This is a genomic window from Nisaea sediminum (assembly GCF_014904705.1).
In the GTDB taxonomy this organism is placed as follows: Bacteria; Pseudomonadota; Alphaproteobacteria; order Thalassobaculales; family Thalassobaculaceae; genus Nisaea; species Nisaea sediminum.
In genome coordinates, this window is sequence record NZ_JACZCQ010000013.1 from 107432 (window position 1) to 119135 (window position 11704).

Sequence of the window (11704 nt, forward strand, 5' to 3'; positions counted from 1 at the left end):
GCCTCAGCGACGAGCAGATACTTCTTGCATTTGTTCACTCGGTCAATGCCATCACCGGCTGCAGTGTGACCGAAACTGCGGAATGAAGGCCGACCTACACGAAAAAGGACGCTTCGGATGATCAAGATTTTAGATTGAGATCGCGGCGCAACGGCTGGTAAGCCGCCGCGCCACCCTCAATCAGATCACACGTTCGAATCCGGGAAGCTCGCCTTCCGCTTCGCCATGAACTCGATGAGCGCCTCGTCCACCGCCGGGTCGAGTTCCGGCGCTTCGTATTCCGCCAGCATGGTCTTCACCCGGTCGCCCATCCGCTGGTAGGCGTCGCGGGAGCCCTCGGCGGCCCATTGCTCGTAGGTGTTGTTGTCGGCGACGCGGGAGCGGAAGAAGGCGGTCTCGAAATTCGCCTGGGTATGGGCGCAGCCGAGGAAGTGCTTGCCGGGACCGACCTCGCGGATCGCGCTCATCGCCTGGCCGTTCTCGGTCATGTCCACGCCGCCCAAGAGGGTCGGCATCATGGCGAGCTGGTCGGCATCCATCAGCAGCTTCTCGTAGGAGGCGACGAGGCCGCCCTCGAGCCAGCCGGCCGCATGCAGCACGAAATTGACGCCGCCCATCACCGTAGGGTTCAGGGTCTGCGCCGACTCGTAGGCCGCCTGCGCGTCCGGGGTCTTGGAGCCGCAGAGCGAACCGCCCGACCGGAACGGCACGCCGAGGCGGCGGGCGAGCTGGGCGCAGCCATAGAGCACCATGGCCGGCTCCGGAGTGCCGAAGGTCGGCGCGCCGGACTGCATGGAGATCGAGCTCGCGAAGGAGCCGAAGATCACCGGCGCACCAGGGCGCACAAGCTGGGTGAAGGCCATGCCCGCCATCGCCTCGGCAAGCGTCTGCGCGAGCGTGCCCGCGACCGTCACCGGCGACATGGCGCCGGCGAGGATGAACGGCGTGGTGATGCAGGCCTGGTTGTTGCGGGCATAGGTCTTGAGCGCGCCCAGCATGGTGCCGTCCCAGACCATCGGCGAGTTGGCGTTGATCAGGCTGGTGCAGACCGTGTTGTTCTCGACGAACTCGGCGCCGAACAGGATCTTCGCCATGTCGACCGTGTCCTGGGCGCGCTCCGGATGTGTGACCGAGCCCATGAACGGTTTGTCGCTGTATTTCATGTGCGCATAGACCATGTCGAAATGCCGCTTGTTCACGGGCAGGTCGACCGGCTCGCAGACCGTGCCGCCGCTGTGATGCAGCGCCGGCAGCATGTAGGTCAGCTTCACGAAGTTCCGGAAATCCTCGATCGTCGCGTAGCGCCGGCCGCCGTCGACGTCGCTGACGAAGGGCGGGCCGTAAACCGGGGCGAAGATCGTGTTCTTGCCACCGACCTCGACCGAACGGGCCGGGTTACGGGCATGCTGGGTGAAGGTCGAGGGCGCGGTTGCGATGAGCTTGCGGGCGAGGCCGCGCGGGATGTGGACCCGGGTGCCCTGCACGTCCGCGCCGGCCTCGCGCCAGAGCGCGAGCGCCTCCTCGTCGTCCTGAAACTCGATGCCGATCTCTTCCATGATGGTGTCGGCATTGGCCTCGATGATCTCGAGCGCTTCCTCGCTCAGGATCTCGTAGACCGGCACGTTGCGGGTGATGTAGGGCGCCTGCAGCTGGCTCGGCCTGGCACGCAGGGCCCGCCGGGCCTCTCGCCCGCCGCCTCCGCCGCGGCTCCGGCGTCCGCGTCCTTCCGCCGATGCGGCGTCTGTTTCAGTCGTTTCGAGATCCCGGGCGTCGGCGGCCATCTCGCATCCTCCAAAAGACAGCTGTTTCAGCCGATATGATCACGAAACCGCATCGCCATTTTCTAATGTGCGTCATGAAATGTCGCGCTCTGGCCAGCGCGTTATCTCAGGGGCTAACGCCCGAATAACGCGGGTCGTGAGACAAACGCCCATTGGCTCGCACTTACGAAAGGTTCAACCGGCAAGACGCTTTTCCCCTCCCCGCCCACTAACGGGCTCGCCGGTTCCGGCCGACGGGCCCGGATCTTTTTCGGCGATCACCTTGCCGCGAGACCCTGCAAACGAAGTTGTATCCACCCCGGAAGAGTGAGACGCTGTCTGAAAGCGTAAGGCCGGAGTTCCGGGCCTTGTCAGTCCGGACGTACCGGCTCGAACCGGAGGGAACGTCCCATGCTGAGGAAAATCGCTACCCTTACCCTGTTCTTTGCCATGAGCGGCGCCGGCGCCGCGGGCGCCGCGACGACATCTGCCGAGCTGCCGCAGGTGCTCGGACTCGTCGCCACAAAGCTGCCCGTTCCGCTCGATTGCACGGATGGCAGCTGCACCGGGTTCTTCTCCGCCTTCTGCCTGCAGGAGCAGCGCCCGAAGCCAAACGTCGGCCACGTCTACGATGCCGCCGGGGAAGGCGACATCACCATGGTGGTCGAGAAGAACGACGGCAGCATCGCCGAATTCTCCGCTGCCGGCCTGCTGCATTTCGAGAGCACCGGCGCCTATACCTCGGTGCGGATCTCCATGGATGCGCGCCGGCTGGCCTCGCTCGACGCGAAGTCGGTGTCGCTCAGCGTACCGCGCCGGGTCTCCCTGCTGCCGCGCTCCGAGCCGGCCGTCGCCGCCCGTCCGAGCGCCGAAGACCTCGATGCCGCCACCGGCGACAAGCGCCTTCTTGCCGAGGGATATTTCGAGAACGGCTCGCCCCGCGCGGATGCGAGCGCCATGCTCTCGCGCATGATCAATCTGCTGCCCGCCGATGGATACGAAACCAAAGCGGTGCGGGACGGCACCTGGGGCAGAGCTGCAAGTCCGGCCAGCCTGAAAGCCTTTTCCTCCGAAGGCCTTGGCGAGGCGCGCCAAGCCTATGACCGCTGCCGGGCCTATGCGGACCAGGGTTACAGGATGCGGCTGCGCGGGTGCCTCGAAAGCAGCCACGACAAGCTGATGAAGATTCTGAACGACAAATATTGGGAAGGCGATGCCGGCTTCTGACGAAAGAGCCATCGCAACATCGTATAGTTACGCCCAATTCACCCGTTTGGACAGGTTGGCCGCCGGACCTCTCCGGCGGCTTGCATCCCGCTCTGTTGCTGCATTACAGCAAGAAACGGTCCGATGACGCTGGACAGGACTTCATCAGTCACCATAAAGTACGCAAAAATCAGCAACCAATGACTGATACGTTAGGTGTCCAGGGAATGCATCAATTGCGGCTCATTGATAATGAATCTCCTCCGGTGAGGTGGCGAGAAACGGATTTCGCCGAGGAGATCCCGCCGGTCGCTCTGACCGCCCTTGCCGCCTATTACCCCCTCGCCCGATGCCCCGATCGCGTTGCCGTCGAGCAGTGGATCGCCAGCGAGCCAGGCCTCTCCGGTCCGCACTGCGCCTTGTTTCAGCTTGCCGATAACGGGATCGAAATGATCCGCCAAGGGTCCGAAGTCTGTTCGGATGCCGCCGCTGCCCTCACCCGAATCATCGAGCAGGACATCCTCGGAACGGAGGACGGCGCGCGGCGCTACGAAATCCAAACTGACGACCTCCGGGATGCGACCGTTCTGCCTCTGCTACAGAATGCCGGATTGTGTCTGGCGGTCGTCATCTGATGACATCCGGTCTGCAGCTTGAAGTGATCCGCGGGGACGCCCCCGCCGTCATCGTTACCTATGACCAGCTCGATTTCCGTCTCGGCACGGACAACCAGCTCGCCGAGATCTTCACAATGTCCGCGCGCGCCGGAACACCGGGGATGCCGAGCCTCGAGGGCGTGACCTTCAACGAAGTATCCGAACGGGCGCCGGACGTTCTGCCGTACATCCATATTCTGAAAGTCTCCGGCGAACCGGCCACTTTCGAGTACGAGCGCTTCGGTTTCGGCACGCGCATCCATGGCGGCGGGCATCCGCAGTATTTCGGCGAACTGGTTCCACGCCTCGGCCCCAAGCTGTGGAGCAGCCTCGCCGGTCTTTATGCGGATGCTGCCTTTCGCGGCCGGATCTCCCTATCCGAAATTCACGCCAGCGCGCGCGGCGAGTGGTTCGCCTACCGCCGGCTGGTGATGCCGCTCTCTTCCAATGGTCGCGACATCGACAAGGTTCTGTGCGCCATTGTCCACAATACTTTCGAGCTCGAGGGCCTGCTGCCGGGAGATCTCGTCAGCGTCAATGTCAATGACGAACACCCCGTCCTCCTTGCCTGTCGGTCGGAAAACCCCTGAGAGCGCCAGCCAGGAACGGGAAAAGCCATAAATCCGGCTTGCGAAGCCGGCATCCGCAAGCCCCGACAAGATCATTCCGCAATGCCGGTCGACCCCCCAATGAATCACGGAAAGGGATCGGACGAGCCTGGGAAGGACCCATGAAAGACCGGTCTTGCGGGCTTTGGGATGAACCCAGAGGCCTCCCGCATGACCGATTTTGCCCCCGAGCCGGGTGCCGAATTCGTGCCGCTCATAGGGTTTCGCAATTATCCCTGTTCCCTCAACGAAGCTGACGAAGTCCTCCGTCTCGATCAACCGGTCACAGATGATTGCCACGGTTTCCGCATTCTCGTTCGAGACCCGGAGCCAGAAGGCGTCTCCCGCCCGAAAAGTTGCCATCGCGGGGTCGAACATGGTTGAGACCGCAGTCGTGGCCGGTGCGTTCTGCATGATGTATTTCCACTCTCCCATATCGTTCTCGATCGAGATGCGAAAGCCGGAGCGGACCAGGAGAGCCATAGTCTCCCGGTAGTAGGAACGCGCAGTATCAATTTTGGTGAGCATGCCGATTCTCCTTTGTTGGAGGTGGCACCATAGCATGTGCACCGGGGCCATTCGTTGCGGTTCTGCGGGATTTTCCGGGCATCGGAACGGACTGACCCGAGCTCTTTTCGGCCGGCTCCGGAAACTGGATCGTCAGCGCCGCTCCGCCAGCACGTCCTCTTCGGCGCGGATGCGATAGGCGAGCAGAACGAGGTTCGCGAAGCCGAACAGAAGCGCGAGGTCCCAGGCGCCGAAGGCGAGCGGCAGAAGCGGAATCTCGACGGCGACCAGAAGATAGTTCGGATGCCGGATCCAACGGTAAGGACCGCGGCGGACCAGCGGGGCGCCCGGCAAAGTGACGATCCGTGTGGTCCAGAACCGCCCGAGCGATGCGATGATCCAGAGACGCCCGCATTGCAGCATGCCGAAGATCGCCAGCAGCGTCGGATCGGGCAGCCGCGACTCGCGGACGAGGAAGAACAGGGCCGCGATCCAGGCGCTATGGAGCAGAACGAAGAAAGGGTAATGACCCGGATGCCGTTCCTCGCCGCCCGCGTCCAGAAGGCGGGCGTGGTTGCGGCGTGCATGGATCAGCTCCGCAATGCGGAGCAGAGCAACCGCGATCGCGGTCCATTGCGCCCACCCCATATCCATCCTCAGCCCTCCAGCACGGCGAAGCCGGCTGTGAAACCGGGACCGAGCGCCTGAACCAGGATCCGCCGGCCGGAGGTCCCTGCCTCGATCATCCGGTCAAGAACGAACAGAACCGTCGCCGCGGACATGTTGCCGTAATTCTTCAGAATCTCGCGCGATGTCCGCAAACCGCCCTCCGGCAGGCCGTAGGCCTCTTCCAACGCCGCGGCCACCTTCGCGCCGCCCGGATGGCAGGCGAAAAGGTCGATATCCGCAAGCGTCAGATCGTGCCTTGCGAGGAAGCGGTCCGTCTCCGCGCGCATCCCCCTGCGCACGATTTCGGGGATGCGCTGGCTGAAAATCACGCCGAGCCCATCCTCCTCGACCGACCACCCCATCACGTCGAGCGAGTCCGGCCATGTATGCTCCCCCCAGGCCGCCACGGACATTCCCGCTCCGCCGCCACGCAACAAAACTGCCGCCGCGCCATCGCCGAAAAGCGCGGTCGCGACCTGATTGGACTTTCCGGCATCGCGCCAGCGGAAGGTCAGGCTGCAAAGCTCGACCACGAGAAGCAATACGGTCTCGCCCTCCCGCGCCGCGGCGAGTTGCGCCGCCCGCCCTAGCCCCAGCACGCCTCCGGCGCAGCCGAGGCCGAATAGCGGCATCCGCTTCACATCCGCCCGGAACCCGATCCGGCGCAGCAGCCGCGCATCGAGGCTTGGTGTCGCAATCCCTGTGCTGGAGACGGTCACGAGCGTGTCGACCCTGTCGGGACCAAGCCCCGCCCGATCGAGCGCGCGCTCCGCCGCCTCGACCAACAGGTCTTCGGCCGTGCGAAGATAAACCGCGCTGGTCTCGCTCCAACTGCGCGGCGTCTCGAACCAGCCGAGTGGAACGGAGAGATAGCGGGTCGCCACGCCGGCATTCCCGTAGACCGGCGCCAGCCGGGCGAAATCCGGTACACGGTCTTCGAAGATGCGCCGGGCATGGGCAAGGACTTCGCCCTGTTCGATCCGATGTGCCGGCACCGCCGTGGCGACACTCAGGAGACGCGGTGTAATCATGCCATGAAATGTGCGCCTATTCGCACGAACGGCAAATGAATTTCCCGCGAATTCGGGCTTATCCGCCCCCGGACTAGAACTTTCCGTATTTCAGGTAGGCCTCCTGCGGATCGGTGCCGCCGAGGATCGCGGTGCGGACCTTGTTCTCGGTCGCGATCGCAGTTTCCGACTTCTCCACCACCTCCTCGACGATCCCCTTCGGCACCCGGATAAGACCGTCCCTGTCGCCGATCATGTAGTCGCCCGGCTCGATCACGACATCGCCGATACGGATATCGACATCGGTCGCGGCCGGCAGCCACCAGCCGACGATGTCGCGCGGGGTGAAGCCCCGGCACCAGGTCTGGAAGCCGATATCGAGCAGGAAGTTCACGTCGCGCGCGAAACCGTCGGCGACGCAGCCGCGCACGCCCTTGTTCTTCAGGGTCTCGGCCGAAAGCTCGCCCATATGCGCAACCGTCCGGTCGTTCGGCTGGCAGACCCAGACCGACCCGGCGGGCGCCTTTGAGAGCAACCCTGTCCAGGCGAGCAGGGTCTCGTGCGCGTCGGCCATCGGGTCGACCTTGCCGAGGATGGTGAAGGCGGGCCCCGCCATCGGTTTCTCCGGCAGGATCGGGCGCAGTTCCGGCGGCAGGGTGAAGTTCTTCAACCCCATCCCCCGCATCACGTCATGGACGACGCCCGTGTAGCAGTTCTCCAGCCGCTCCGTGATCGACATGGTTCCTCCCCGTTGGTTTTTTGCTCTTATTCGGCGGCCGGCAGGCAGGCCGGGCCGATCGGCTCGAAAGACTTGTAGGTCAGGATGAATTCCTGGTGACCGAGATCCTCGGACCGGGTCTTGGCACCGCCCGCGACCGCGAGAACGAGATCGCGGATCTCCGCGCCGACCTCGTCCAGTTCCGCGTGTCCTTCGAGGATCCGGCCGGCATCGACATCCATGTCGTCCGCCATCCGCCGGTAGGTCTCCGGATTGGCGCAGATCTTGATCACCGGCGAGATGGCGGAGCCGACGACGGAACCGCGTCCGGTGACGAAGAGATTGATATGCGCGCCGCAGGCCATCAGCTCGGCGATCTCGGCATTGTCGTTGATGTTCGGAAAACCGAAGCGGACCTCGCCGTCCGGCACCACGTCGAGCAGGTAGAGCCCGCCCGTCGGCGGCAGGTCGCCGGGTTTCAGCAGACCGACGATGGGCGAGGCGCCGGACTTGGCATAGGCGCCCATCGACTTCTCCTCGATGGTGGTCAGCCCGCCGGTCGCGTTGCCTGCCGCGAAGGATCCGTAGCCGAGCGTCGCGTAATAGCGCGCCGCCTTTGCGACGCTCGCCTCGAGCTCGGCGGCCAGCGCCGGGGTCGCGGCGCGGGCCGCCATGATGTGCTCGCAGCCGATCAGCTCGCCGGTTTCCTCGAAGATGCAGGCCGCGCCTTCCGCGATCAGCTTATCGAAGGCACGGCCGGCCGCCGGGTTTCCGGTGATCCCGGAGGTGCCGTCTGAGCCGCCACAGATCGTGCCGATTACCAGCTCAGACGCCTCCATCGGCAACCGCTCAGCCGCTTCGAGCGCGGGGAGATGCTCCGCAACAAAGGCCTCGCCCTCGTCGATGGCGGCGCGCGTGCCGCCGACCTGCTGGATCGTGATTGTCTTCACCGGACGACCTGTCGCGGCGATCTCCTCGCGCAGAAGCCGGGCGTTGAAGGACTCGCAGCCGAGCGAGAGCAGCAGCGCGCCGCCGACATTCGGATGGGTGCAGAGCGCCCGCATCATGCGCTGGGCATAGTCGTTGGGATAGCAGCCGGGGAAACCGATGAGATGCACGTCCCGGTCCCGGAACCGAAGTGTAATCTCCCGCGCCACATGGTGCGCGTACTCGACCAGATAGGCGACGACGAGGACGTTCCGGATCCCCTTCCGCCCGTCGCTGCGAGGATATCCGGCGAACGCGCTCATGTTCCCTCGTCCGGCAGCGAGTAGGTCGGTGTGTAGTTGCTCCGGACATTGTGCACGTGGACATGCCCGCCGGCGGCGATCGGCTCGGTCGCCACGCCGATGACAGCACCGTATTTCAGGATCGGTTCTCCTGCGGCGATGTCCCGGCGGGCGACCTTGTGGCCGAGACTGAGACTCCGGTCGGCAACCGCTTCCCCCGCCCCGAAATCGAAACGCTCTCCGGCCTCTATGCCCCGGCGGAGGACGAGGACATTGTCTTCTGGAGAGAGCAGCAGCAGGCGCGGGTCGGTCATGGCGCAAGGATGCGCGTCTCCCGAAAGGAACCGCAAACGAAAAACCGGTTGTATTACTGCGCCACGGGCATTTCAGCGTTCGATCCCGATCCGCCCGGGGTTTTTCCAATTGGAAATTTTGGAAATTCCAAATTTTCCCAAAATTCCAATCTTTTCCGAAACTTATCCCATGATATGCGGACCAGACTTGCTCCTCGGACAGATATGGCCGAGGAGCATGCGGGCCGTCACATCTGTCCGCGAGCAAGCGCTTTCTCCGAGCCGCGCGAGCTGTGGATCGGTCTCCTGCAATCCGAAAGGCGTGAGGCTCTGCAATGCAGTTTGCGATTGAAACAGGCGGAACAGGCAGCGATTTCGGCAACGCGATCCAGGTCGACAGCAGTGGCAACAGCTACGTCACCGGGTATTTCAACGGCACGGTGGATTTCGATCCCGGCGCCGGCATCACCAACCTGACCAGCGCTGCCGGGGACGATATATTCATCGCCAAATACAGCAGCAGTGGCGAGCTCGTCTGGGCGAAGAGCGTTGGAGGAACGAGTACTGATCAGGCTCTGTCGATCACAATCGACAGCAGCGGTAACAGCTACCTCACCGGAAAATTCGCGGGAACGGCGGATTTCGATCCCGGCCCGGGCACCACGAACCTGACCGGCTCCGGGTTCGACATCTTCGTCGCCAAGTACGACAGCAGCGGAAACCTCGTCTGGGCGAACAAAGCCGGTGCCGGAGGTAACGATGAAGGCGTTTCGATTGCGGTAGATGGCAGCGGCAACAGCTACGCCGCCGGAACGTTTCGCTTCACGGTGGATTTCGATCCCGGCGCCGGCACCACGAATCTAACCAGCCTCGGCCAGGACGATATCTTCATCGCCAAATACGACAGCAGCGGCGCCCTGACCTGGGCGAACAGGATCGGCGGAACAAGTCACGACACCATCGGCTCGATCAACGTCGATAACGCCGGCAATCACTATGTCTCCGGATCCTTCATCGGCACGGTGGATTTCGATCCCGGCGCCGGCACCACCAACCTGACCAGCGCCGGTGGCGGCAACCCTGACATATTCATTGCCAAGTACGACAGCAGCGGCGCCCTGGTCTGGGCGAAAAATGTCGGCGGGACCACATCCGACAAGGCCTTGGCGAGCGCGCTCGACAGCAGCGGCAACAGCTACGTCACCGGATTTTTCAACGGCACTGTGGATTTCGATCCCGGCGCCGGCATCAGCAACCTGACCAGCTCCGGTCTGACCGACATCTTCATCGCCAAGTATGACAGTAGCGGCAACTTCGTCTGGGCAAGAAGCACTGGCGGTACGAATGATGAACAAGGCGTATCGATCGCGGTTGATGGCAGCGGCAACAGCTATGCCACGGGAAAGTTCGCGGGAACGGTAGATTTCGATCCCGGCGCCGGCACCACCAACCTGACCAGCTCTGGTTCGGACGACATCTTCATCACCAAATACGACGGTAGCGGCAACTTCGTCTGGGCAAGAAGCGTCGGCGGCACCGGCAGCGATCTAGCGAACTCGGTCAAGGTCGACAGCAGCGGCAACACTTACCTCACCGGATACTTCCAGGGGACGGTGGATTTTGATCCGGGCAGCGGGACCAAGACCCTGACCAGCGCCGGCGGGGCCGACATATTCCTGCTGAAGCTCGACAGCGACGGTAATTTCGTCTCGGTCTCGTCGCAATCCTCGAGCAGCTCCGGCAGCGGCCTGACGGTCACGAGCCAGTCGCTCACCGGGTCGGAACTCAGCCAGACGCTGACGAACAATACCGGTACCGACGCGACCGGCCTGCTGGTGAGCGACACCGGGAGCGGCAATACGATCACCGCCACCCTGCCGGCCGGACTCTCCCTGACGCAGACCGGCACGGTTTCGGCGGTCAGCGGCACGGCAGCGGGAACGGTTCTCAGCGGGCAGGTTCAGGCAAGCGCTGCATCGGCTTCGAACCAGAGTTTCCTCGATGGCCACGGCCAAGCCTACATCAACGGCCTCGGCGGAACTCCGCTCGACATCCGGACCATCACCTTTTCCGATCCGAGCGGCGCGCAACAAACGGTCCAGTTCACCGGGACCACCAATGGCGGCGGAGAGGCCTTCGTCATCGACACCTCCGGGCTCGCGCCGGGCTCGACTGTGAAACTCGATCATATCGACTTCGCCGCCGTGCTCGGCAATGCCACCGTCAGCGGTGGCGATGGCCCGGGCTATGCCGTCGGCGACGATGCAGTACAGTTGATCTCCCTCGGCGCCGCGAACGACACGATCGCGGGCGGCGGCGGTGACGATACGGTCGGCTCCGGCTGGGGCGAGGATATCCTCTACGGCAACCAGGGGGCGGACCTGGTTTTCGGCGGCGGCGGCAAGGACACGCTCTATGGCGGACAGGGCCGCGACATCGTACGCGGCGACAACGACAATGACCTGCTCTACGGCAACAGGGGTGAGGACACGCTCTCCGGCGGCAACGGCGACGATCTGCTCTACGGCGGTCAGGACAACGACATCGTCTACGGCAATGCCGGCAACGACCGCCTGTTCGGCAATACCGGCGCCGACACGCTCTGCGGCGGCCGCGGCGACGACGTCCTCGCGGGCGGCAACGGCGACGACCGGCTGGAGGGCAACACGGGCGACGATACCCTCTCCGGCGGCGACGGGGCGGACACCTTCGTCTTCAGCTTCAACGGCGGGAACGAGACGGTGAGCGACTTCGCGGCGGGCACCGACACGCTGGCTCTACAGGCCGGGCTCGGGGTCAGCGACGGGACGGAGAGCGGCGGCAATACCGTCGTCACCTTCTCCGACGGCGGCACGGTGACCGTGATCGGCGTCAGCAAGACCGATCTCGCCGCGGCAACAGGCTGGGAACTCGGGTAACGCAAGCGACCGGCGAATTTCCGAATTTGTCCATTTTGGAAATTCCAATTCTTCCAATTATTCCAACAAAAAGACCCATAATTCCAATATCTTAATTGTCTTTATGCCCGCATGCTGGTGCGCTGGATGT

General features: G+C 63.8%; 11 protein-coding genes. 5 read left to right on the top strand and 6 right to left on the bottom strand.

Annotated elements, in window-relative coordinates; all coding sequences use genetic code 11:
* Positions 1-185: 185 nt before the first annotated feature.
* Positions 186-1781 carry a trimethylamine methyltransferase family protein gene (locus IG122_RS21575; protein ID WP_193188533.1) on the bottom strand — a complete coding sequence of 532 codons (1596 nt, stop codon included), beginning with the start codon at positions 1779-1781 and terminating at the stop codon, positions 186-188.
* A 390-nt stretch (positions 1782-2171) separates the two neighbouring features.
* Between IG122_RS21575 and IG122_RS21580 the strand changes: the two genes are divergently transcribed.
* From IG122_RS21580 to IG122_RS21595, 4 genes are all read left to right on the top strand, one after another.
* The gene (locus tag IG122_RS21580) at positions 2172-2987 is read left to right on the top strand and encodes a hypothetical protein (protein WP_193188534.1); all 816 of its coding nucleotides are present in this window, start codon (positions 2172-2174) and stop codon (positions 2985-2987) included.
* A gap of 80 nt (positions 2988-3067) precedes the next feature.
* The gene (locus tag IG122_RS21585; RefSeq protein WP_193188536.1) at positions 3068-3601 is read left to right on the top strand and encodes a hypothetical protein; all 534 of its coding nucleotides are present in this window, start codon (positions 3068-3070) and stop codon (positions 3599-3601) included.
* On the top strand, positions 3601-4212 hold the full coding sequence (locus IG122_RS21590) for a PAS domain-containing protein (RefSeq protein WP_193188538.1): 612 nt from the start codon (positions 3601-3603) through the stop codon (positions 4210-4212). The genes IG122_RS21585 and IG122_RS21590 overlap by 1 nt, the downstream gene beginning before the upstream one ends.
* Positions 4213-4401: 189 nt before the next feature.
* Positions 4402-4614: a hypothetical protein gene (locus tag IG122_RS21595; RefSeq protein ID WP_193188540.1), complete on the top strand. Its 213-nt coding sequence runs from the start codon at positions 4402-4404 to the stop codon at positions 4612-4614.
* Positions 4615-4890: 276 nt separating this feature from the next.
* On the opposite strand, the gene IG122_RS21600 is transcribed toward IG122_RS21595, so the two are convergent.
* From IG122_RS21600 to IG122_RS21620, 5 genes are all read right to left on the bottom strand, one after another.
* Complete coding sequence (locus tag IG122_RS21600; RefSeq protein WP_193188542.1) at positions 4891-5391, bottom strand: isoprenylcysteine carboxyl methyltransferase family protein; 501 nt, start codon at positions 5389-5391, stop codon at positions 4891-4893.
* 2 nt (positions 5392-5393) lie between these two features.
* Entirely contained in the window at positions 5394-6437 is a 1044-nt protein-coding gene (locus IG122_RS21605) for a type III polyketide synthase (RefSeq protein ID WP_193188544.1), read from the bottom strand.
* A 73-nt stretch (positions 6438-6510) separates the two neighbouring features.
* Positions 6511-7155: an RraA family protein gene (locus IG122_RS21610; protein ID WP_193188546.1), complete on the bottom strand. Its 645-nt coding sequence runs from the start codon at positions 7153-7155 to the stop codon at positions 6511-6513.
* Between the two features lie 26 nt (positions 7156-7181).
* Complete coding sequence (locus IG122_RS21615) at positions 7182-8384, bottom strand: UxaA family hydrolase (protein WP_193188548.1); 1203 nt, start codon at positions 8382-8384, stop codon at positions 7182-7184.
* Positions 8381-8677 (bottom strand): UxaA family hydrolase, encoded by a 297-nt coding sequence (locus tag IG122_RS21620; protein WP_193188550.1) that lies wholly within the window; start codon positions 8675-8677, stop codon positions 8381-8383. The genes IG122_RS21615 and IG122_RS21620 overlap by 4 nt, the downstream gene beginning before the upstream one ends.
* Before the next feature lie 314 nt (positions 8678-8991).
* Between IG122_RS21620 and IG122_RS21625 the strand changes: the two genes are divergently transcribed.
* Entirely contained in the window at positions 8992-11574 is a 2583-nt protein-coding gene (locus tag IG122_RS21625) for a hypothetical protein (protein ID WP_193188552.1), read from the top strand.
* Positions 11575-11704 lie beyond the last annotated feature (130 nt).